Here is a 23,212-nt window from a genome sequence, read left to right as displayed (position 1 = left end):
AAAACCTTTCATCCATAAAGGGACGAAAGGTTAAACTTCGCGGTACCACCCAATTTGTCATAAAGACCAACTTTAACTCGTATGTAATACATACTTCCCGGTTTGTAACAGGCCGGATTCCCGTCTAAGTCTACTCTTGAATACAAGCTTCAATTTCGGTTAGCAACTCCAAGGTGTTCTTCACATATACCGCCTCATCAGGCTCTCACCGCCCCTGACTCGCTTTGGATTATAGTATATACTACTTTTCCTTATCATCGTCTTTCATTTTGTTAAACTAAAATTAATGTACTACATTCGAGGGAAAGATGCAAGATGTCGGAAAATATATCAGCGATTTTTATCATATATCGACCGTAACTCGAAATATATCAGCGATTCAACATAGAATATCGACTTACCGACAGTAATCGACAACCGCTCTACTAAAAAAATTGCCGGAATTAATCCGGCAATTTTTTATTACTTACGTAACTCCGCACCAAATTTTTCTTCTACCGCTGTTAATACACGGCTATGTGCTTCTGTTACTTCTTCGTCTGTTAATGTACGTTCTGCATCGAAGTAGTTCATAGAGAATGCAAGTGATTTCTTGCCTTCTTCCATTTTCTCACCTTCGTATAAGTCGAATAGTGTTACTTCTTTCAGAAGTTCTCCGCCAGCTTCAGCAATTACTTGCTTCATTTCACCAGCTTTTGTTTCCGTTGTTACCACAACAGCCATATCACGTGTCATAGATGGGAAACGTGGAATTGCTGAGTAGTAAGTTTCTTCAACGTCTGCACCGAATACTTTTACAAGAGATAGTTCGAATACAAATGTATTTTTCACATCTAGTTGTTTTTCTGTTTCTGGGTGCAATTGACCGATGAATCCAATTACTTCGCCATCTAATAAGATGTCAGCTGTACGGCCTGGATGCATACCTTCACGTTTTGCTGGTGCATAAGTGATTTGGTTTGCAACGCCAAGTACGTCGAATAATCCTTCTAACACACCTTTAACAACGAAGAAGTCTACAACTTTCTTCTCACCTTGCCATGCATGGTGAAGAGCAAGGCCTGTCATAACACCTGCAAGATGTTGTTCTTCTTTCGGAAGTTCTCCTGCTACTGTTGGTAAGAAGATAGAACCTACCTCGTATAAAGCAACGCTGTCGTTTTTACGTGCAACATTGTATGAAACTGCTTCTAACAATTGTGGCACTAAGCTTAAACGAAGTTGGCTACGCTCTTCACTCATTGGAAGCGCAAGATTTACAGGTGCTTTTTCGTTCGGCTCAACCATATATTGTTTCGCTTTTTCAGCACTTGTTAATGAATATGTGATTGCTTCATATAAACCAGCGCCTTCTAGGAAGCGGCGTACTTTACGACGTTTCGTTTGAGCTGCTGTTAATTTACCACGTGTCATTGTTCCAGCTGGTAATGTAACTGGAATGTGATCATAACCGTACAAACGACCTACTTCTTCTACTAAGTCTTCTGAAATTGTAATGTCAGGACGGCGCGCTGGTACATTCACATGGAATGTTCCTTCTACTTCTGTGAATGGGAATTTCAAGTTTGTGAACATTGTACCCATTTCACTTGTAGAAATGTCTGTACCTAATACACGATTTACTTTCTCAGCTGTAACAGATACTGTACGCTCTTCTACTTGTAAGTTATCAACTTCTACTACACCTTCAAGCGCTTCTCCGCCAGCATATTTTGCCATTAAAGCAGCGGCGTGTTGAATTGCTTCAAATGTACGTGTTGGGTCGATTCCTTTTTCAAAACGTGCACTTGATTCGCTACGAAGACCTAAGTCTTTTGATGTACGGCGCACTGTTTGACCTGCAAAGTATGCAGACTCAATTAAAACGTTCACTGTATCGCTATCAACTTCAGAATCCGCTCCGCCCATTACACCAGCAACAGCTAAAGCTTTTTCACCGTTTGTAATAACAAGGTGGTGGCTTTGTAATGTACGCTCTTGATCATCTAACGTTTGAATCTTTTCGCTTTCTTTAGCTAGACGAACAACGATTTCTTTTGAACCTAATTTATCGTAATCGAATGCATGTAACGGTTGACCATATTCCATTAAAATGTAGTTTGTAATATCAACTACATTACTAATCGGGCGAATGCCAGCTGCCATAAGGCGAGTTTGCATCCACATTGGTGATGGACCAATCTTTACGTTCTTAACCATTTTCGCAATGTATAATGGATTCTCTTCTTTCGCTTCTACACTTACAGAAATATAATCAGATGTTTTTTCAGCTGATTCTTGTAAGTTGATAGCTGGAAGTTTTACTTCACGGCCGTAAATAGCAGCTACTTCATATGCAACACCTAGCATGTTTAAGCAATCTGCACGGTTTGGTGTTAAACCAAGCTCAAGTACTTCATCATGTAAGTTTAAAATCTCAAGTGCATCTGCACCAACCTCAGCGTCACTTGGGAAGATGAAGATACCATCTGCGTATTCTTTCGCAACTAGTTTCCCATCAATGCCAAGCTCTTGAAGAGCACAAACCATACCGTGAGAAGCTTCCCCGCGTAATTTCGCTTTTTTAATTTTGAAGTTACCTGGAAGTACAGCACCAACTTTTGCAACTGGTACTTTTAAACCTTTTGCAATGTTAGCAGCACCACAAATAATTTGTACTGGTTCTTCTTCACCGATATCGATTAAGCATTTGCTTAATTTATCAGCTTCTGGGTGTTTTTCACATTCTAATACGTGACCAACCACAACACCTTTTACACCTTTATTTAATACTTCAACGCCTTCTACTTCAATACCACTTTTCGTGATTTTGTCTGCTAGTTCTTGTGCTGTTACATCTTTAATATCTACATACTCTTGTAACCAACGATATGATACGAACATATTTATCCTCTCCTTCCCTTACGCTCGTTTGAATTGTTGTAAGAAACGTACATCATTTGTATAGAAATGACGAATGTCATCTACGCCGTATTTCAGCATTGCGATACGCTCTGCGCCCATACCGAATGCGAAGCCTTGATATTCTTTTGAATCATAACCAGCCATTTCAAGTACGTTCGGGTGAACCATACCTGCGCCTAAAATTTCGATCCAGCCAGTTCCTTTACAAGTGCCGCAACCTTTGCCGTGACACATCATACAAGAAATATCCATCTCTACAGATGGCTCTGTGAATGGGAAGAAACTTGGACGAAGACGGATTTCGCGATCTTCACCGAACATCTTTTTCACGAATACTTGTAGTGTACCTTTTAAGTCACTCATACGAATGTTTTTATCAATTACAAGACCTTCAATTTGCATGAACTGGTGTGAATGCGTCGCATCATCATCATCGCGGCGATACACTTTACCAGGACAAATAATTTTGATTGGGCCTTTTTCTTTATTATTTTCCATCGTACGTGCTTGCACAGAAGATGTATGTGTACGTAGTAACGTTTCTTCTGTAATGTAGAATGTATCTTGCATATCACGCGCTGGGTGATCTTTCGGTAAGTTTAATGCTTCAAAGTTGTAGTAGTCTTTTTCTACTTCTGTCCCTTCAGCTACTTCATAACCCATACCGATGAATACATCTTCAATTTGCTCAACAACAGCTGTTAACGGATGATGACAACCTGTTTCAACAGGACGACCTGGCAGTGTAACATCAATTGTTTCAGTAGCTAATTTTGCTTCGATTACTGCTTTTTCTAAGTTGCTAATTTTGTCTTCTAGACGCGTTTGAATCGCTTCACGTACTTCATTTACTAATGCTCCCATACGTGGACGCTCTTCTGCTGATAATTTTCCCATGCCGCGTAATACTTCTGTAATTGGACCTTTTTTCCCTAAATACGCTACGCGTACGTCGTTTAAGCCCTTTAGCTCTTTCGCTTCTTCAATAAGCTCTAACGCTTTTTGCTTTAGCTCTTTTAAACGTGCTTCCATTTGGAACCCTCCTAATTTTAAAAATAAAAAAACCTCGCTCCCAAAAAGGGACGAGGTAAATTCGCGGTACCACCCTAAATTGACAGAACAAGTCTGCCCACTTCATTAGTTATAACGGCCAGCTTTGGCCGGAACGCCTTTACATATAAATGGTCCTGGCGTCAACTCCAGAGGTGAATTCACTTTCGTCTACCATAAGAATGCTTTCAGTCTACGGCACTCTCTCCCTATATGGCGATTTTGTAAGCTACTCTTCTCTATCAACGTTTTTCATTATTTAACTTTTATTATATGTTCATTACGAACATGTACTTCAACTTATTATAAGAAGTTTTTTATTTGTTCGCAACTGGGCTTTGTAAATAATACGTTAAAATCCCTGCTGCAACCGCAACATTTAATGATTCTGCCCCGCCGTAAATCGGAATATACAAGTTTTGATCAGTTTTCGCAAGAATTTCTTGGCGTACGCCACTTCCTTCATTTCCTACAATTAATGCAAAACTTCCAGCCGGTGTTACTTCACCATATGGAACTCCATTTTCAAGAGCTGTTCCATATACAGGAACATTATGTTCTTTTAATTTGTCTACCCATTCTTCTAAGTTCCCTTTTACAATCGGTAAGTGAAAAATAGAACCTTGTGTAGAGCGGAGTACTTTACTATTATAAACATCAACGCAACCTTCTCCAAGCACAACGGCATGAATACCAGCTGCATCAGCTGTACGAATAATCGTCCCTAGATTACCTGGGTCTTGAAGACCGTCTAATAAAAGGAATTTCCCATCAGTAAGAGCTACTTCTTTCTCCTGTTTTTCACAAACAGCAAATACACCTTGCGTTGTTTCTGTTTCACGAAGTACTTTTACAATTGCTTCAGGCACGATATACATTTCAACATCATTAACTGTCCAATCTTTCGGAAGGTCTGTCTGATCTGAAACGATAAGTTCTGTTACAACTCCTGCCTTTAAAGCTTCCTCTACTAAATGGAATCCTTCTACAAAAAATAAACCTTTTTTATCGCGCTCTTTTTTCGTCTGCAGCTTTTTCCACTGCTTCACACACGGGTTTTGTACTGAATCAATGTTTTTCATAATATGTATTTCCCTCTCTTCTTGTCTTATCATTATAGCCTATTTTTCATACATATTTACATAAAAAAGAACAAAAACTAACGTCAGTTTCAATTCTGAAGAAGAGGTGAAAATAATGAATTTTAATTTACGCGGCGCTGTATTAGCGAATATATCTGGAAATTCACAAGACCAATTACAAGAAACGATTGTCGATGCAATTCAAAGCGGTGAAGAAAAAATGCTTCCAGGTCTTGGCGTTTTATTCGAAGTCATTTGGAAAAATGCTGATGAAAATGAAAAACACGAAATGTTAGAAACGCTGGAGCAAGGATTAAAAAAATAAACACTAAAAGGTCACCTTAGAAAAAACTAAGGTGACCTTTTATGTCTATAAAATTTTTCTTCTCCTAAACATTTCTACTTTACTAACGCTGATCGATGGAGTACAATGTTCAAAATACATTTAAACCGATCGATTTTTCTTCATATACACCATTAGATAAAAGGAGTGAATGTTTTATGCACCGTATTACGCTTGAACAAATTTTTAAACACCATATTACACAAAAATACGTAAATCGTTCTGGGATGGTCCACGCGATTGCTGTCGCTTACCATGCGTTTCACTTAGCCAAAAAGCATCACGCCTCAGTCGACGCTGCAACAAAAGCTGGTTTCCTTCATGATATCGGACATCATACATGGTATACAGGCGGAGAATGGGACTATGAATTGTATAAAAAGAATGATATACATGCAATTAAAGGGGCGGAAAGAGCTCATAAATTATTAATCCGATTAGGAGAACATCCGAAGCAAGCAAAAGAAATTTCTGTTGCAATTCTATTGCACACTGATTCTTTCTTAGTAGAACAAACACTTGAAAGAACACCTCTACAAAACATTATTAAGTGGGCGGATGAAGCAGACGAAGAACCAGGCGGAGCTCACCATTACCGAACTATTTCTTATGAAAAAGCCCTAAAGGCAATTCAGCAATTAGATCGATTGGTAGAGCGTGAATTACAAATAGAGCAAAAGAAATTGAATAAAACAACAGAACACATTTACCAATGAAAAAGAGGCATCACTACAGAGTGATACCTCTTTTATTATTTTACCTTAAAAAATACACAGAATTTTACGATAATTTCCCTTCACAGAACATCAATATAAGATTATTACTGTCTGTAAATAGTGGAGTCAAAAATATACCTTTTACTATAGTAATGACTTTTTCTTACATATATTCTATAATCTTTATATATAATTTCGATATATAAGGATAGGTGATTCACTATTATACAACAAGCCACACAACTAACTTACTCACAAAAACATCCTATGTCACTCTCACAATTTCTATTTTCAATCGTTTTTGCGATTTGGGGAACAGGATTCCTGGCCGACCTTTTCATAGGCCTTCCTACTGTTATTTATACAGAAGGCCTAACCGATCCAAAACAAATTGCTTTAACCAAATCCCTTACTACTTCTGGAAGAAATTTATTTGTATTGTGCATTTTATTAATTTTAATTTATTCATACAAACCATTAAGAAATTTAATTGTCCCAACGCTAAACTTTACACCATTAAAAAAAGTAAGCACATATATATATATAATCCTTTTCTATGGACTATATATTGTTAGTGATATATTTATAATTACTAATCTTTTTCCTGATGCGGCAAAAGAACAGTCATCCGCTTTAAACCTAGAAATGTTAAAACAATACAAACTATTATTGCTACTAGGCAGCGCTATCTTTGTACCTATTTTTGAAGAACTTATAGTCCGCGGTATTATTCTTCACTTCCTACAACAGCGCTTCCCTTTTTGGATTGCAGCACTTGGGTCTAGCTTCCTCTTCGGAATAGGTCATACATATTCAACTGGTGTTATGTTTAGTATGTTCATCATGGGTCTATTTATGGCTATTTTATGCAAAAAGACAAATTCAATTATTCCAGCTATTTTATTGCACATGCTGAATAATACCCTAGCATTATTATAAAACTTCCATCAGTGGTGGATTCTTTATCCTCCACTGATTATTTCTCACTTAAAAATCAAATTTATTGAAGACACCCCCATCCCACCTTTTTACTATCAAGAAATAAAATCAATATATAAATAAAAAAGAAAGGGTTTTTCATATGCAATCAAATGCACAGTTTTCAGATACTCAAAAACAATCCATGTCATGGGGACAGTTTATTCCCTCTGCTCTATTTGCATTTTGGGGCACTGGTTTTATAACTGGATTCCTTATACTCCCACTAATAATTTATAAAAGTTTTTTTGCAGATAAATCACAAATCGCCTTATGCGAATCTATTATAGATACGACTAGCATTGCACTACAACTGACTATTCTATTGTTCTTCATATTTAAATACGAGCCTGCCAAAAGGTTATTATTATCATCATTTAACTTTAGAGTATTAAAAGGATGGCGTACATACGCATATTTACTCATTTTCTTCTCATTAAATATCCTTTTCAATTTATTCGTATTAGAAAACGTATTTCCAGATGCATTAGAAGAACAAACGACTGCATTAAACTTACATATTTTAGAGCAATATCAAATATTATTACTTATTGGGTCCGCAATACTTACACCCATTTTTGAAGAACTTATTTTCAGAGGTTTTATGCTTCGCTTCTTCTCAGAGCGGTTCCCATTCTGGATTGCTGCAATTTTGACAAGTTTATTCTTCGGAGTCGCCCATACATACTCACTCGGGATAATGGTGAGTGCTTTCTTCGCAGGACTAATGATGGCCATTTTATACAAGAAAACAAATTCCATCATTCCAACCATACTATTTCATATTATAAATAATATGGTAGCATTTTTAGGATAAAGAGAGGTATCATCACGATACCTCTCTAACGTTCTCTACATCTATTAATTCGTATCGTTACTACTCATTTCTATCAAATTATACATATTTATTAATAATATCCAAAATAAACCTCATGTAGTAAAATATAACTTAATTAATATAAAGGAGTTTACATATGTTCAGTATTATTTGGATATTTTTTATGCCGCTTCTCTTATTATGTGGAATTGCTGGTGGTATTTTTTTAGTAGTAACAGGAATTATTCATCAAAAATTACTTGTTATCTTAATGGGGATTATTTGTTTCTCATTCGTTATAATGCCTTTTATTTTTTTGAGCAAAGGTATCAATGAAGAGGACATTCTTCACATTCCAACTGTTCTATATTGGATGCTTTTCTCTTTAGCTGGTCTATTAGCAGGAATGAATGGAGCACGTTCAAAAATTAATAGTATACGCAACATGGGATTCATTATTTTCTCAATAGGACTGTTCGCAGCTATTTGTTATCAACTCATGTCTATGCCTGATTCATTTTTCATTCGTTAAGGAGTTATTATACATGGAATCTACCGGATTATTTATTTGGCTTATCTTAGCCCCTATTTTATTGTTATGTGAAATCATCGTTGGTATTTTCTTAATTGCTGCCGGAATTAAATATCGTAAATTACTTACCATTATAGCTGGATTGATTAGCGTATTATTTATCGTTGTTCCTATCATTTGTATAGGTAACGGAATAGATTTAGAGGGGAGTCTCCCAATTTCAGGAACTTTATATTGGTGTTTCTTCTCTTTAGCTGGACTATTAGCTATTATAAGCGGAAGACAAATATCAAGTATTCTTTCTATGGGGACGATTTTGTTTATAACAGGATTATGCTCCGTGATTGGTTATCATTTTTTATATCTAACTCTTTAAAAAGACAAAAAAGCAGGGAATTTAATTCCCTGCTTTTCTATTTGGTTTATTGCCTGATGGTAAGAAGAACGATAATACCCAAGCAACGCCTGCTAATATCGTTGCAATTAAGAAGGCATCGTTAATACCGTTAATTGCAGATAGCTTTGAAATTTGTCCGAATAATAGTTGCGTGCTCATCGCATCTCCTGCTTGAGCTGATCCGGCTAATGCCGCTAAGCTTTGGCCCATACCGTGTACTTTATCAACTAAAATTGGGTTTGACGTTGTTAACATATTGCCGTAATCCGCTACGTGAGCAGTAGTTTGTTGCGTCATAAGCGTGATTAATATCGCTGTTCCAATTGAACCAGCTACTTGTCTTGACGTATTTTGTGTTGCTGTACCGTGAGAAATTAATTTCATCGGTAACGCGTTCATACCAGCTGTCATAATTGGCATCATAATGAATGACATACCAATTGAACGTATAATATAATCCGTCATAATAACGCTATACGGTGTATCCATCGATAACGTTGTAAATTTATATGTCGCAAATGTTGTAATGGCTAATCCGACAATTGCTAACGGACGAATACCATACTTATCAAATAGTTTACCTGCAACTGGTCCCATAATCCCCATAATTAATGATCCTGGAAGTAATAATAAACCTGATTCCATCGGTGTAAAACCGCGAATGTTTTGCAAGTATACTGGAAGTAATAACATACCTCCGAATAAGGCCATCGTAACGATTGCATTGATTACTAAAGTAAAAGTAAATACTGGATATTTAAACACTTGTAAATCAAGCATTTTATTGTCCGTTGTTAGCTCTCTCCAAATAAATACAGCTAAACCAATGACACCGATGATAAGTGTTATAACAACTTCTGCACTAGTCCAGCCATTATTTCCAGCTTCACTAAATCCGTACAGTAAGCTACCTAGTCCAATACTTGAACTAATAACACCGAATACATCTAACTTTGTTTTAGACACTGGCTGGGCTAGTGTAAAGAATTTTAAAGATAAGAACGTAATAATTAAACCGACAACAAACATCCCATAGAACATTAAGTTCCAGCTATAGTTTTCAATTACCCAACCTGTTACAGTTGGTCCGATAGCTGGTGCTAAAATCATCGCTACCCCTAATAGTCCCATAGCTGCTCCGCGCTTATTAGGCGGGAATAATGTCATGAAGATATTCATACCAACTGGCATTAAAATACCCGCACCAACCGCTTGAATAACGCGGCCCGTCATCATCATTGTAAAGTTACCTGATGTAGCACAAATGATAGATCCTACAGTGAAGAATAACATTGCTGCTACGAATAATTTACGATACGTAAACCGTGAAACTAAAAAGGCACTAATCGGTACTAAAATTCCGTTTACAAGCATGAAGCCTGTAATTAACCATTGTGCTGTTGAAGTTGATACATTAAATTCGTTCATTAATGGAGGCAATGCAACATTAATGATCGTTTGGTTTAAAATAGAAACGAACATACCGAGAATTAATACAGCTACAACTGCCTTTACGTTTACATTCTCTAGAGGCATAGACATTTGTTTTTTCGGCACTTCTATTTCTTGTTTTACTTCTTCTTGCTTCCCTGTTTCTAATTCAACAACATTAGAAACTTCTGTTTCTTGTTTTGATTCAATTTCTTTCTCTACTGTTTCTATCTTACTTACTTCTATCTTACTTACGGCTGGGACTTGTTCTTCTCCCACATTCGTTTTTTTCTTTCGTAAAAGACGATTTACAAGGAAGAAGACGATTATACAAAATAGCGCATATCCTACAATTGCAATTGAGGACATCTCATCTCCCCCTTACTTATGAATACGAACTGACACATTCATTCCAGGAACAATATTTACTGATTTACTATGATCTAAAGAAATTTTAACTGGTACAACTTGCTTTACTTTCGTATAGTTCGCTGTTGCGTTACTTGATGGTAACATCGAGAATGTATTTGCTGTTGTTAATCCAACTTGTTCTACTTTTCCTGTTAACGTTGTATCTGGGTATGCATCTACATATACATCTACTGTTTGACCTTTTTGAACATCATCAATAGTTGTTTCTTCAATGTTTGCTGTTACCCATAAATTGTTCATATCAAATGCATACGCAATCGGGCTTCCTGCTCCAACGAACGCGTTTGTTGTTGCGTTTGATTGTACAACTGTTGCATTTTGTGGAATCGTTACGTCTACTGTTTGCTCACCATTCGCTCCTGCTACAGTAACAGCACCTAATTTATCATTTTCATTGTAATTTTTACCTACTTCAGCTTTCCAATCTGTTAATTTACCTGCTACTGGCGATGCAATTGGGATTACTTTCCCGTCAATCTTTGCATTTTCTGTCTTTAAATAATTTTCTGTTTGATTGTAGTAGTAATAACCGCCAATACCGCCGCCAACTAATACAATTAATGTGATAATGTTGATAATTACCATTCTTCGAAACTGATTCATTGCATTCCTCTCCTTATATCGCATATAATTTTTTTCTAAACTATTTACATCCTTTTTGTTTAGATTGCTTAATTGTTAATTATATTAACTTTTAACCAAAAAAATCACACCATCTGCAGTATAAACCTAATTTGTCTGCCTGCGAGCGGTGCTGATTTCTAAAGGACTATCGTTTATAATTATAAATAATTATGCCGAATCTACAACCAACAATTTAAACCTATATGTTGTTTAAGCAACATTACACTATACATGTGTTGTTTAAGTTAAAAAAATTAAACGAGGTGAAGTAAAAATGTCTATTAAAAATACAAATGATCCACGTGTAAAACGAACGAGACAAATCATACAGGATGCTTTTGTCGCTTTAGTAGGCGAAAAGGGCTTTGAAAATGTAACTGTGCAACATATCGCAGAACGTGCTCCTGTAAATCGCGCTACATTTTATAGCCATTACCATGATAAATATGACTTACTAGATAAAAGCATAGAAGAAATGCTAGAAAAGCTAGTCGAGGTGATTAAGCCTGAAAAACGAAGTAAAGAAGACTTCCAACTTACATTTGATTCCCCACATCCGACCTTTTTGGCTTTATTTGAGCACATCGCAGAAAATGCTAAATTCTATAACGTTATGCTTGGTGATAAAGCAGCTGGAAACTATACTCATAAAATGATGAAAGCAATTCAAACATATTTAACTTTAAGCTTATCTATTTCACAGCCGAACGACGAAAAGCTTATGGTCCCTCGTGATATCCTCATTAGCTATGTTACTGGTGCTCATCTCGGAATGATTATGTCATGGCTTAAAAAGGGTATGATCTATACCCCACATTTTATGGCAATGCAATTAACGCGCTTAATTATTTTAGGAACCCATACTGCCGCGGGATTAGAAAGACCTTTTTAAAACATAAAAAAGCGAAGGAGAATCTCCTTCGCTTTTTCTATTAATTAAATGTAATGTTATGTACAGCCTCTTTATCAAGACGTTTAATAACTTCTACAATTAACTTCACTGCATTTTCATAGTCATCACGGTGTAACATTGCCGCATGAGAATGAATATAGCGTGTCGCAATCGTAATTGCCATAGAAGGAATACCATTTACAGCAATGTGAATTGCGCCTGCATCTGTTCCCCCGCCCGCTACTGAATCATATTGGTATGGAATTTGTAATTCGTCAGCAACATCAACAACGAAATCACGTAAACCTGTATGGCCAATAACAGAAGCATCATATAAAATGATTTGTGGACCATCGCCCATTTTACTTTGCGCTTCTTTCGCCGTTACACCTGGTGTATCACCAGCAATACCAACATCTACAGCGAATGCGATATCTGGCTTAATATAGTTTGCAGATGTTTTCGCACCACGAAGACCAACTTCTTCTTGTACAGTCCCAACGCCGTATACAACGTTTGGATGCTTTTCATCTTTTAATTGTTTTAATACGTCAATTGCAATTGCACAACCAATTCGGTTATCCCATGCTTTTGCAAGTAACATTTTTTCATTCTTCATTACTTGGAATTCAAAGTAAGGTACAACTTGATCTCCTGGTCGTACGCCCCACTCCATCGCTTCTTCTTGGCTAGAAGCACCAATATCGATGAACATATCTTTAATGTCAACTGGTTTCTTACGAGCTTCTGGAGGTAAGATGTGCGGTGGTTTGGAACCAATCACACCTGTTACATCTCCTTTACGCGTTACAATCGTCACGCGCTGCGCAAGCATAACTTGTGACCACCAGCCTCCAACCGTTTGGAAACGAAGGAATCCTTTGTCATCAATTTGCGTAATCATAAAGCCAACTTCATCTAAATGACCTGCTACCATAATTTTCGGGCCGTTTTCTTCCCCTACTTTTTTCGCAACTAAGCTTCCTAAATTATCAGTAGAAAGTTCGTCTGCAAACGGCTCGATATATTTCTTCATTACTTCACGCGGTTCACGCTCATTACCCGCAATACCACGTGCATCTGTTAATTCTTTTAGCATTGTCAATGTCGCGTCTAATTTTGTCATTGTCAACACCCTCCTTTTTCTTCAGTCACTTCATTATACAAAAGGAAATTGAAATATTCAAAAATCAACTTAGTATCCTTGTGTTTGACGCTGATGATTTACTTCATTTTTATCTAAGTATGCTTTTTCAATTTCTTCTTGTTCAAATTCAAGCGCTTGTCCAAGGCGAAGATAGCTTGTAAATAATTCAATATAGTTCGTAATAGATGGTTGATCTGTAAAACGAATTACTTTCGCATATGTGTCTAAGAAAATTTCTACTTGTGTTTTATTCGTTTGTGCACATTTATAGAATAAGAAGTTTTTATCAATTCCTAAATCGATTCCGATTGATAAAATAAAATGCAGGCCATCTACGTATTCTTCTAATATTACTTCACGTTCTGATGCTGGTTTATTGCTCCAATATTTAAAACAACGTGTTTCATTTGCAAGTTCTCCAATTTCTACAAGAAGAGCTAACATTTTTTCTTTTAACAATTTCTTCGGTTGTAAGTCATGCTCTTTCGCAATACGATCGTCTAATTCTTTTTGTAATTTAAATAGTTGTAGTAAGTCCATTCTATTGTCCTCCTCCAACATCGCATTTTCCGCAACAATGTTGTTTCATCTCAAAGTTCATTATTATTTTCCGTTTCTTATTAACAAGTCAGCTACCTACATCTTTATAAAGATAGCTTGTCCTTAATTTGCAAATACGTTTCAATCATCACTCATAAATTATTCATCTGATGAAAGTTCCATATCATCTTTCCATTATAGCAGTGTCGTTTCTGCTAGGAAAGGTACACTTCCTCACGAATGAGTGCAAATAAAAAAGTCAGGAGGATTCCCCTGACTTCATATATATATTCTTCTATATTGCTATAGCTTTTATATTGATTTTGTCATATCGATAACGACACGCCCGTAGATCTTTCCTGCTTTCATGTAAACGCCTCCTCGTTATCTTTCCAAAAGTTCTTACAAGCACATATTAATATACTGAGGTGAGAAATAACGCACTCAATTGTGACGATATCACGTAGGGAATTTTATTAATTATTGAATAATTATAACGAATACAAATAAAAAACCTTAGAAGAAAAATCTTCTAAGGTTTTAAACAATTAGTTAATGTTGTTTTTTGCAACTGTTGCTAATTCAGCGAAAGCTTTTTCGTCATGAACAGCTAAGTCAGCAAGCATCTTGCGGTTAACTTCGATGCCAGCATTTTTTAAACCGTGCATTAAGCGGCTGTAAGAAAGACCATTCATACGAGCTGCTGCGTTGATACGTGTAATCCATAATTTACGGAAGTCACGTTTCTTTTGACGACGGTCACGGAATGCATACATTAGAGATTTCATAACCTGTTGGTTAGCAACCTTAAATAATGTGCTCTTAGAACCGTAGTAACCTTTTGCTAATTTTATAACTTTTTTACGACGTTGACGAGTAACTGTACCACCTTTTACTCTTGGCATAATATTACCTCCTATTTGTTCTATATATCAGCCGAACTTATTTTAAGTTGTCAAGCATTTGACGAATGCGTTTGAAGTCACCAGCGCTTACTACACCAGCTTTACGTAATTTACGTTTAGCTTTTGTAGATTTGTTAGCGAATAAATGGCTTGTGTAAGCGTGAGAACGCTTCAGTTTACCAGATCCAGTCTTTTTGAAACGCTTTGCAGCGCCGCGATGAGTTTTTTGTTTAGGCATAGGTATTTCCTCCTCTATCTATTACTTATCGTTTTTCGGTGCTAAAACTAAGAACATACTACGTCCTTCCATTTTAGGCTTAGATTCAATTGTACTAACTTCAGCACAAGCTTCTGAGAAGCGATCTAAAACACGTTGACCGATTTCTTTATGAGTAATGGCACGTCCTTTAAAGCGAATTGACGCTTTAACCTTGTCGCCTTTCTCTAAAAACTTGATAGCATTACGAAGTTTTGTGTTAAAGTCGTGTTCATCAATTGTTGGACTTAAACGAACTTCTTTCATGCTAATTACTTTTTGATTTTTGCGCTGTTCTTTTTCTTTCTTTTGTTGCTCAAAGCGGAATTTACCGTAGTCCATAATGCGGCATACTGGCGGTTTCGCATTTGGAGCAACCAATACTAAATCAAGATTAAGATTTGCAGCTAAGTCTAAAGCGTCATTACGAGACTTGATTCCAAGTTGATCGCCATTTGCGCCAACTAAGCGTACTTCACGTGCACGAATTTGCTCGTTAATCATCATATCCTTGCTAATAGTAAGCCACCTCCAAGATTTTCTCAGAATACGTTTTGTAATTGTAGAACCCGAACAAAAAAAGTGCGGGCATACGGCACCCACACTTGTAATATCTTTAGTAAGAAATACATTTACCTGCTAACTGCGAATGCGTCCATCAGGTGAGAAGCGGGTGCTTCTACTTATTCCAAAACCATATTCTATTATCCTTGATGAGTTTATCATAGGACATGACGTCTGTCAAGAAAACGCGATGTGTTTTACTAACAACAAGAAATATTGTAACAAACAACTAGCATACTTGCAATACTTTTTTATGATAAGTATTGTTTGGTTATTTTTTCTAGTTTTTCTTATTTATAATACATAAGAAAGCCGCGGTATACCGCGGCTCTTTCTTATCGTTTTCCTTCTACTTTAATCATGTCAACAAACGCATCTAATGCGATTGTTTCTGATTTTTGTTCGCCATATTTACGTACGTTTACGCCATTTTCAGTCACTTCATTGTCACCTACTACAAGCATGTACGGGATCTTTTGCATTTGTGCTTCACGGATTTTGTAACCAATTTTCTCTTCACGAGTATCTACTTCAACACGGATACCAGCACGTTGCAGGTCTTCTTGTACTTTCTTCGCGTAGTCTAAATGTACTTGCGGAGAAACTGGAATTACTTGCGCCTGAACTGGAGCTAACCAAGTTGGGAATGCACCTTTGTATTCTTCAATTAAGAAGGCAACGAAGCGTTCCATAGTTGATACAACACCACGGTGAATTACAACTGGGCGATGTTGTTTACCATCTTCACCTACGTAAGTTAATTCAAAGCGTTCTGGAAGTAAGAAGTCTAATTGTACAGTTGAAAGTGTTTCGTCTTTTCCAAGTGCAGTACGAACTTGAACGTCAAGTTTCGGACCGTAGAACGCTGCTTCACCTTCAGCCTCATAGTACTCAAGACCCATTTCATCCATAGCTTCTTTTAACATACCTTGTGCTTTTTCCCACATCTCATCATCAGCATAATACTTTTTAGTATCTGCTGGGTCACGATAAGATAGACGGAATGAATAATCTTCTAAGCCGAAATCTTTGTATACTTCTAAAGTTAAGTTTACAACGCGTTTTAATTCTTCTTTAATTTGGTCTGGGCGAACGAAAATGTGTGCATCATTTAAAGTCATCCCGCGTACACGTTGTAATCCAGATAATGCTCCAGACATTTCATAACGGTGCATTGTTCCAAGTTCCGCAATACGGATTGGTAGTTCACGGTAGCTATGAATATCATTTTTATAAACCATCATATGGTGAGGACAGTTCATTGGACGAAGAACTAATTCTTCATTATCCATTTCCATTGATGGGAACATGCCATCACGATAGTGATTCCAGTGACCAGAAGTTTCATAAAGCTCTCTGCTTCCTAGTACTGGAGTGTATACGTGGTCATATCCTAAGCTTGCTTCTTTATCAACGATGTAACGCTCAATAATGCGGCGGATTGTTGCACCTTTTGGTAACCAAAGTGGTAAACCTTGTCCTACTTTTTGGCTATTAGTAAATAGTTTTAATTCTTTACCTAATTTACGGTGATCGCGCTCTTTTGCTTCTTCAAGCATACGTAAGTGCTCATCTAATTCTGCTTTCTTAACGAATGCAGTACCGTAAATACGTTGTAACATTTTATTATTGCTATCGCCGCGCCAGTAAGCACCTGCAACGCTTAATAATTTAAATACTTTAATCTTTCCTGTAGATGGAAGGTGAACACCACGGCAAAGGTCGAAGAATTCGCCTTGCTCGTAAATTGAAATAACTGCATCTTCTGGAAGATCGTTAATTAAATCTAATTTTAACTCATCGCCAACTTCTTCGTAACGACGAAGTGCTTCTGCACGTGGTACTTCATGACGAACGATTTCTAAGTTCTCGTTCACAATTTTTTGCATTTCTTTTTCGATTTTCTTGAAATCTTCAACTGTAATTGCTTCTTCCATATCGATATCGTAGTAGAAGCCATTTTCGATTACTGGACCGATACCAAGCTTAACATCTTTATATAAACGTTTTAACGCTTGCGCTAAAAGGTGGGCTGTTGAGTGGCGTAAAATATATAAGCCATCTTCAGAATCTAATGTAATAATAGAAACTGCACCATCTTCTTCAATTGGTGTAGAAAGATCGATCATCTCATCATTTAACTTTCCAGCCACAGCTTTTTTCTTTAAGCCTGGGCTAATAGAAGCTGCGATTTCTTCAGTTGTTACTCCTTTTGGAAACTCCTTCACAGCTCCATCAGGGAAAGTAATTTTAACTACATCTGCCATCACTGGTCACTCCTCTTTTTTTCAAAATAAAAAACACTCATCCCATAAAAAGGGACGAGTGTTGAATTCGTGGTTCCACCCTTGTTCCAATTAACTTTATTGTTAATTGCTCAAGTTCAACATAACGGTGTTGTCCGTTAGCAATTACTAGAAAAAGGTTCACTGCTAAAGTTTAGAGGTGGTAAGTAATAATCCCGTACTAGGAAGCTCACACCCTAAGGCTTCCCTCTCTGAAAATCGTAGAAAACTACTCATGTCCTCATCATAACATTTCGATATATTTCATTTATGTAGGTAATTATATGCTCAAAAACTTAGAAAATCAAGGGCGTTCCCCTTATTTTTTAAATTTTTCACGTTGCGCTCAAATTCATGTAATCCATGTAGTTGTACTCGTTCTTGAAATACATTTCGCAAAGTAATAATCATATTATGATCTTGTTCTTTCGTATATAAATAAATCTTTTTCGGCGAAATGGAAAGAAGTGGTGCAATTACTTTCGTATCGATATATACATCCTTTTGCTTTAATAATTCTTCATCTATATATTGAACCAATTTCTCCTGTTTTAAACGTCTACCTTTATCATCATAGAAAATAAAACTTTCATCAAAAATAAGATGCACACAGGACAAACGCGATTTCCGGCTCCTTACTTGTTGGCGAAGTGTCTCAATGAACATTTGATATTCCTGCTCCATCTTATACTCATCAATTGCAACTTCAGCAAGCCGATCTACCATTTCCCTATATGTACGAAGACGAAAGCGAACGTATGATGAAAACGAAAATGAGAGCGGATCACAAAGCCAATCATTTAAAGACGACGCAATATAAGATTCAAATTTATGACGCGTTAAATCACTAGCTACCCCTTTTCTTCTTTCCTTTAAAATCTCATGTGCCATATGCAATATTTGATGACACTCTTCTTGTTCTTCATAAAAAAACTTTTCCTTTAAAATGGTATGAATCCATTCATTTTGTTTCACATTCATAATGAAATATAGTAATACTGGCAATAAAATCTTTTCAATATAATTCGATTCACATAATGGTATATGAATAACAACCTTTTGTTCATTTAAATATACACTTGTTTCCTTGTATAAGGATTCCATTTTTTTCGTTAGTTGTCTGTATACGTGCACAGCATCATTTTTTTCTTCGAAGCAAATTTCAATCACTTTTGTCCCCCCTTTTATCCCCGCTCTAAAGGATTTAAAAACCCTATAAGAGTCCGATCCGTGGCAAAGTCTCTCAGCAGAAACAATCTTCTACCATTAGACAACCCACTCGATACAACTTGCTAATTTCATATATATTAAAGGAGAGAGAAAAAAATGATACAAGCCAATTTAATTTTTTCATTGTATAATTTATTCATCACTAAAATGAGGTATGTAAATGTTTGAATATAAGTTTGTGAAAGTCGAATTACATTGGGGTTTTACCCGCGTAAAACCCGCTGAAGATTACCAAGAAATTATCCAAGAACATGCTAGAGACGGATGGAGGTTCGTGCAGATTTTCACCCCTCCAATTGGCGGTTCCGGCCACCCTGAATATTTGGAGCTCATATTCGAAAAGAAAATATCACTATAATACAAAAGAGCAAGCTTCTCAGCTTGCTCTTTACTTATGACGACGGTTCTTTCCGCCAATTGGAATTGGTTTCGCTAAATATTTAATTCGTTCCATAATACGGGCTGCTTTCATTTCTTCGGCTTCACCGCGTTGTGTATACGTTAAATGATGTTCCAACTCCTTGAAATCAAAGTTAGACGTAAAGAACGTCGGTAAGTTTTCTAGCATACGGAATTGTAAGATTGCACCAAGCACATCATCACGTACAAAACTCGACATTGCCTCCGCTCCAATATCATCTAACATTAACACTTGTACACGTTTAACCGCATCAATCTTTTCCCCAATCGAATTATCTTGAATAGAACTTTTAATTTCACGTAAAAATTCAGGGAAGTATACGAGCATCGAACTTATTTTTTTTCGAGCAAGCTCATTCGCAATTGCTCCTAAAAGATACGTTTTCCCCACACCAAATTTACCGTACAGATATAAACCTTGTACTTTTTTACCCGGTTCATATGTGCTTAAAAATTCATTCGCTGCACCGATTGCATCGATACGTGCATCTAAATCTGAAGGGTCTAGGTTTTCCATAGTTGCCTGTAAAATATCAGTTGGCATATATACACTTTGAACAAGCTTTTCATATTTCTTCCGCTCATCATATGCTACTTTTCTAACGCAGCGATCGTATTGAATATCAATCATCTTACCTTGGATAACAAGCTTTGGCTCATATCCTTGCAGCATGTTTTTACATGACCCTAAATCTGGACAATCAGCGCACCCTACACTTTGCCCAATATATTCATATAACTTCACAAGACTTCGTTCAATCATCGAAGTCGTTACTTCACCTTTATGTTCGTCTATAAATTCTTTCACACGCGGATGTGCCATCACTTCTGCCTTTAAGACTTCATATCTATTCTTAAAGTTTTCATTCTCCATTAATTTCGCAAACGAATTTTGAATATGCTCCATTTCCTCACCTCAAAGAGCGTTCATTCTCTTCTATTAATCACGCTTATATTTTTTCAACACTTCTTCTAATCGTTTTCGTTCATCTTCTAACGTACTTGCATTTTTTTCCACACTCACGTCATTTTTCACAGTTTCTTTCGCTTGTTCTTTCGGCTCTTCTTTCAGCCAATCTGGTACCATTTCTTTACGCACCGTTTTCTTGGTCGTACGGCCTTTCTTCTTCGTCTCAGCCCACTCTTGATATTGACGATTCTCTTCTTTTGCTAGCGCCATTGCTTCGCCTACTGTACCAACCTTTTTTCGCGCCCAATGCCCAGCAATCTTCTCAACATACGTTTTAGCAAGCTTCATATCTGAGCGTAGCATAACGTAATAAATAAGTACATTCACAACCCCTGGCGTTAATTTTTGGTTTATCATTACATCCTCGACAATTTGCAAGTCCGCCTTCGTCGCCTCTGCACCGCCCGAAATCTCCTTCAATAGTTGTTTTGGCGAGATTTCCTCTAACTGCTTCATTAGCATCTCTTCTTGCGTAGATGGCTCTTTCTCTTTCATTGTACGAGCAGCATGAGGTTGCACCCTTTCACTTAATACAGGTAATGCTTGACCATTTTCGAATTGATACCAATCGCGTGCTCCCTTTCGAAGCCTTTCAATATCAATTGTTTGCATCTCTGTCACTGCGCCAAGAACGATATTTTGCATCGACAACACATCCACACCGTACACATAAGAGAGTGTAATGACACATTCTCGCACTTGATCTGTAATCGCCTTTTTAGGAACAAGCGCTGATAATCCTTCTACAAATAAAGGGAAATCAAAGAAATCATTCCAAACTTTCGGAGCATCCCCATTCTCATTACTTGGCATAGTTGTCGTTTTCGGGATACGAAGTTCTTCTTGCGCATACTCAAACTGACCTGGGTTAAATGAATCAAATACATCATTGAAGGAGCGCGTAACATTTTCATAAGAAGCAAAATCGAATTCTTCTTCTAAGAAATATTGCTTTACTTGGTTGTATTTTGTCCGACTCAATCGATTGTATAAAAAGATACTTAAAACAATATCATCAAAAAACTGCTTCGGAGATAAAGGTGGTTGCAATTCATATATAAACATTCGAATATCTTTTTCTTTCTTAATATATACATTTAAAAGCCCAATCGCCTCTAACTTTACTCGTTCCCCATATATTTCAGGAAGTTGCATTTGCATGGTCACCATAAGGGAGTGATGTGTATTCTCTTTTCCAAACACACGATCTTGCTCTAACTCTCCCCATAGCGTCATGTATAAGCTAAAAGCTCTACTACCTACTAGCGGCTGATACAACATCGTTAACACTTTCCGGTCGTAATTATGTAGCAACCCTTTCGCACTTACTTTATAACGATCAATCGGCAATAGCTCCATCCATGACTGTTTTTCCATTCTTGCTTTCCTTTCTCTCATCCAATCTAACCTATATTTCATTCGTTCTATCTTCATTATATAATTTCTTAGCGAAAAAGAGCTATTAGCTTCCGCTTCTAGCTCTCTTATCTCGTTTACTTACAGTATATAAAGAGAATGGATTACACCTTCTACTCTCTCTCTTTTTGCAGTATATCTTTTAATTCTTCAATAAATACATTTAAATCTTTAAATTGACGATATACAGAAGCAAAACGTACGTAAGCGACATCATCGATATCGCGAAGTTCTTCCATAACAATTTCACCAATCATATCACTTTTCACTTCTGATATACCTAAGTTACGAAGTTCACGCTCTACACTTTGCGTTACTTCCTCTAACTGCCTTAAAGATACAGGTCTTTTTTCACACGCTTTAATTAAACCGCGTAAGATCTTCTCTTTATTAAACTCTTCTCGTGTTCCTTCTTTTTTAACAACGATAAGAGGTGATTCTTCTACCCTTTCAAATGTCGTAAAGCGACTTAAACAACTCTCACACTCTCTCCTTCTTCGAATAGAGCGCCCCTCGTCTACCGGACGCGAATCTAACACTCTTGTGCCATTATGAAAACAGGATGGACAACGCAATTCATTCACTCCTTTACAATATACTCTTTATTTTTTACGATTCATCTACACGTGAAAATATATATACAATATTATATAACTCATTCTTCTACACTGACCACTCTAAGTTAATACATATCATGATCTTATTTTATATAAACTAAAAAAGAGGTGCATTATACACCTCTTTACATTTTAAATCAATTATGTTCTTTTTTAAAGAGCTTTTGTTTCTCTCTGCTTAATTTCGAAGCTACCAGTGCCTCGAGGAAGCTCGATGCTCTCACGCGTTTTCGCGTTTAAACCTTCTGCAATATATTCTGCAGCAACATTTGGATCAATACGATCCCCACAAGTATAAACATCAATACTTGCGTAACCGTGCTCCGGAAAGCTATGAATTGTTAAATGTGATTCCGAAATAATTACTACTCCACTTACACCTTGTGGTGCAAATTTATGAAAAGCAACCTCACGTACTTCAGCACCAGCTCTTAGTGCTGCATCCACAAATAATTGTTCAATATACGGCATGTCATTAAGCTTGTCGAAATCGCAATCCCAAAGTTCAGCGATCACGTGACGACCCATCGTATCCATAGTATCCATTCTACAGTTCCCCCTTGTAAATTTAATCTAACTGTTCGAATTGAAAACTAATTTGCAATTTGGCTTGCTCCACTACCACGGGGGAAAGTTAGTCCAGAGAGGTCCTAACCCTTTAAGT

Annotated in this window: 24 protein-coding genes and 4 other annotated features; of the genes, 8 read left to right on the top strand and 16 right to left on the bottom strand. The window is 36.8% G+C overall.

Going from position 1 to position 23,212, the window contains the following annotated elements:
* Positions 1-15: 15 nt before the first annotated feature.
* Positions 16-267 (bottom strand) — a binding site (T-box leader).
* A gap of 195 nt (positions 268-462) precedes the next feature.
* From pheT to BAU28_RS10070, 3 genes are all read right to left on the bottom strand, one after another.
* The gene (pheT, locus tag BAU28_RS10080; RefSeq protein ID WP_071718487.1) at positions 463-2,883 is read right to left on the bottom strand and encodes a phenylalanine--tRNA ligase subunit beta; all 2,421 of its coding nucleotides are present in this window, start codon (positions 2,881-2,883) and stop codon (positions 463-465) included.
* An 18-nt stretch (positions 2,884-2,901) separates the two neighbouring features.
* Positions 2,902-3,936 carry a phenylalanine--tRNA ligase subunit alpha gene (gene pheS / locus BAU28_RS10075; RefSeq protein WP_000388222.1) on the bottom strand — a complete coding sequence of 345 codons (1,035 nt, stop codon included), beginning with the start codon at positions 3,934-3,936 and terminating at the stop codon, positions 2,902-2,904.
* Between the two features lie 43 nt (positions 3,937-3,979).
* Positions 3,980-4,209, bottom strand: a binding site (T-box leader).
* 62 nt (positions 4,210-4,271) lie between these two features.
* Positions 4,272-5,069, bottom strand: coding sequence for a TrmH family RNA methyltransferase (locus tag BAU28_RS10070; protein ID WP_071718486.1), 798 nt, complete (start codon positions 5,067-5,069; stop codon positions 4,272-4,274).
* Between the two features lie 82 nt (positions 5,070-5,151).
* Between BAU28_RS10070 and sspI the strand changes: the two genes are divergently transcribed.
* The 6 genes from sspI to BAU28_RS10040 all read left to right on the top strand — a co-directional run bounded on the left by sspI (position 5,152) and on the right by BAU28_RS10040 (position 8,798).
* Entirely contained in the window at positions 5,152-5,361 is a 210-nt protein-coding gene (gene sspI / locus BAU28_RS10065) for a small acid-soluble spore protein SspI (protein ID WP_002173691.1), read from the top strand.
* A gap of 176 nt (positions 5,362-5,537) precedes the next feature.
* Positions 5,538-6,095 carry an HD domain-containing protein gene (locus BAU28_RS10060; protein ID WP_002173692.1) on the top strand — a complete coding sequence of 186 codons (558 nt, stop codon included), beginning with the start codon at positions 5,538-5,540 and terminating at the stop codon, positions 6,093-6,095.
* A 267-nt stretch (positions 6,096-6,362) separates the two neighbouring features.
* A complete protein-coding gene (locus BAU28_RS10055) occupies positions 6,363-7,034 on the top strand; it encodes a CPBP family intramembrane glutamic endopeptidase (RefSeq protein ID WP_083594663.1) in 672 nt (223 codons plus the stop codon).
* A 142-nt stretch (positions 7,035-7,176) separates the two neighbouring features.
* Positions 7,177-7,890 carry a CPBP family intramembrane glutamic endopeptidase gene (locus BAU28_RS10050; protein WP_002173693.1) on the top strand — a complete coding sequence of 238 codons (714 nt, stop codon included), beginning with the start codon at positions 7,177-7,179 and terminating at the stop codon, positions 7,888-7,890.
* 157 nt (positions 7,891-8,047) lie between these two features.
* Positions 8,048-8,422 (top strand): ammonia permease, encoded by a 375-nt coding sequence (locus BAU28_RS10045; RefSeq protein WP_071718484.1) that lies wholly within the window; start codon positions 8,048-8,050, stop codon positions 8,420-8,422.
* 13 nt (positions 8,423-8,435) lie between these two features.
* On the top strand, positions 8,436-8,798 hold the full coding sequence (locus tag BAU28_RS10040) for a hypothetical protein (RefSeq protein WP_002173695.1): 363 nt from the start codon (positions 8,436-8,438) through the stop codon (positions 8,796-8,798).
* Between the two features lie 21 nt (positions 8,799-8,819).
* Here the strand turns inward: BAU28_RS10040 and BAU28_RS10035 are convergent, their stop codons facing one another.
* Positions 8,820-10,619, bottom strand: coding sequence for a DHA2 family efflux MFS transporter permease subunit (locus tag BAU28_RS10035; RefSeq protein ID WP_002173696.1), 1,800 nt, complete (start codon positions 10,617-10,619; stop codon positions 8,820-8,822).
* Between the two features lie 12 nt (positions 10,620-10,631).
* The gene (locus tag BAU28_RS10030; RefSeq protein WP_071718483.1) at positions 10,632-11,285 is read right to left on the bottom strand and encodes an HlyD family secretion protein; all 654 of its coding nucleotides are present in this window, start codon (positions 11,283-11,285) and stop codon (positions 10,632-10,634) included.
* Positions 11,286-11,580: 295 nt separating this feature from the next.
* Here BAU28_RS10030 and BAU28_RS10025 point away from each other — a divergent pair, with 295 nt between their 5' ends.
* Entirely contained in the window at positions 11,581-12,198 is a 618-nt protein-coding gene (locus BAU28_RS10025) for a TetR/AcrR family transcriptional regulator (RefSeq protein ID WP_071718482.1), read from the top strand.
* 40 nt (positions 12,199-12,238) lie between these two features.
* Here BAU28_RS10025 and BAU28_RS10020 read toward each other — a convergent pair whose 3' ends face one another.
* The 7 genes from BAU28_RS10020 to ytxC form a co-directional block, all read right to left on the bottom strand.
* Entirely contained in the window at positions 12,239-13,324 is a 1,086-nt protein-coding gene (locus tag BAU28_RS10020) for a M42 family metallopeptidase (protein WP_060632484.1), read from the bottom strand.
* 69 nt (positions 13,325-13,393) lie between these two features.
* The gene (locus BAU28_RS10015) at positions 13,394-13,885 is read right to left on the bottom strand and encodes a dUTP diphosphatase (RefSeq protein ID WP_000365050.1); all 492 of its coding nucleotides are present in this window, start codon (positions 13,883-13,885) and stop codon (positions 13,394-13,396) included.
* Positions 13,886-14,433: 548 nt separating this feature from the next.
* On the bottom strand, positions 14,434-14,790 hold the full coding sequence (gene rplT / locus BAU28_RS10010) for a 50S ribosomal protein L20 (RefSeq protein WP_001138364.1): 357 nt from the start codon (positions 14,788-14,790) through the stop codon (positions 14,434-14,436).
* A 37-nt stretch (positions 14,791-14,827) separates the two neighbouring features.
* Positions 14,828-15,028: a 50S ribosomal protein L35 gene (gene rpmI, locus BAU28_RS10005; protein WP_001125945.1), complete on the bottom strand. Its 201-nt coding sequence runs from the start codon at positions 15,026-15,028 to the stop codon at positions 14,828-14,830.
* Between the two features lie 21 nt (positions 15,029-15,049).
* A complete protein-coding gene (gene infC / locus BAU28_RS10000; RefSeq protein WP_000973214.1) occupies positions 15,050-15,553 on the bottom strand; it encodes a translation initiation factor IF-3 in 504 nt (167 codons plus the stop codon).
* Positions 15,554-15,616: 63 nt separating this feature from the next.
* Positions 15,617-15,737 (bottom strand) — a sequence feature (ribosomal protein L20 leader region).
* A gap of 208 nt (positions 15,738-15,945) precedes the next feature.
* On the bottom strand, positions 15,946-17,877 hold the full coding sequence (thrS, locus tag BAU28_RS09990; protein WP_071718480.1) for a threonine--tRNA ligase: 1,932 nt from the start codon (positions 17,875-17,877) through the stop codon (positions 15,946-15,948).
* 47 nt (positions 17,878-17,924) lie between these two features.
* Positions 17,925-18,152, bottom strand: a binding site (T-box leader).
* Between the two features lie 31 nt (positions 18,153-18,183).
* Positions 18,184-19,065 (bottom strand): putative sporulation protein YtxC, encoded by an 882-nt coding sequence (gene ytxC, locus BAU28_RS09985; RefSeq protein WP_025147558.1) that lies wholly within the window; start codon positions 19,063-19,065, stop codon positions 18,184-18,186.
* Positions 19,066-19,285: 220 nt separating this feature from the next.
* On the opposite strand from ytxC, the gene BAU28_RS09980 reads away from it, so the two are divergent.
* The gene (locus BAU28_RS09980; protein ID WP_071718479.1) at positions 19,286-19,483 is read left to right on the top strand and encodes a DUF4177 domain-containing protein; all 198 of its coding nucleotides are present in this window, start codon (positions 19,286-19,288) and stop codon (positions 19,481-19,483) included.
* 30 nt (positions 19,484-19,513) lie between these two features.
* Here BAU28_RS09980 and dnaI read toward each other — a convergent pair whose 3' ends face one another.
* The 4 genes from dnaI to speD form a co-directional block, all read right to left on the bottom strand.
* On the bottom strand, positions 19,514-20,452 hold the full coding sequence (gene dnaI / locus BAU28_RS09975) for a primosomal protein DnaI (RefSeq protein ID WP_048372891.1): 939 nt from the start codon (positions 20,450-20,452) through the stop codon (positions 19,514-19,516).
* Positions 20,453-20,485: 33 nt separating this feature from the next.
* Positions 20,486-21,892 (bottom strand): replication initiation and membrane attachment family protein, encoded by a 1,407-nt coding sequence (locus tag BAU28_RS09970; RefSeq protein ID WP_071718478.1) that lies wholly within the window; start codon positions 21,890-21,892, stop codon positions 20,486-20,488.
* Between the two features lie 152 nt (positions 21,893-22,044).
* Positions 22,045-22,506: a transcriptional regulator NrdR gene (nrdR, locus tag BAU28_RS09965; RefSeq protein WP_001203686.1), complete on the bottom strand. Its 462-nt coding sequence runs from the start codon at positions 22,504-22,506 to the stop codon at positions 22,045-22,047.
* 195 nt (positions 22,507-22,701) lie between these two features.
* Entirely contained in the window at positions 22,702-23,085 is a 384-nt protein-coding gene (gene speD / locus BAU28_RS09960; protein WP_002003660.1) for an adenosylmethionine decarboxylase, read from the bottom strand.
* Positions 23,086-23,212: the final 127 nt, after the last annotated feature.

This window comes from Bacillus paramycoides, from assembly GCF_001884235.1.
In the GTDB taxonomy this organism is placed as follows: Bacteria; Bacillota; Bacilli; order Bacillales; family Bacillaceae_G; genus Bacillus_A; species Bacillus_A paramycoides.
Note: the sequence above shows the minus strand (reverse complement) of the source record. Positions and strands in the feature narration are given on the sequence as shown.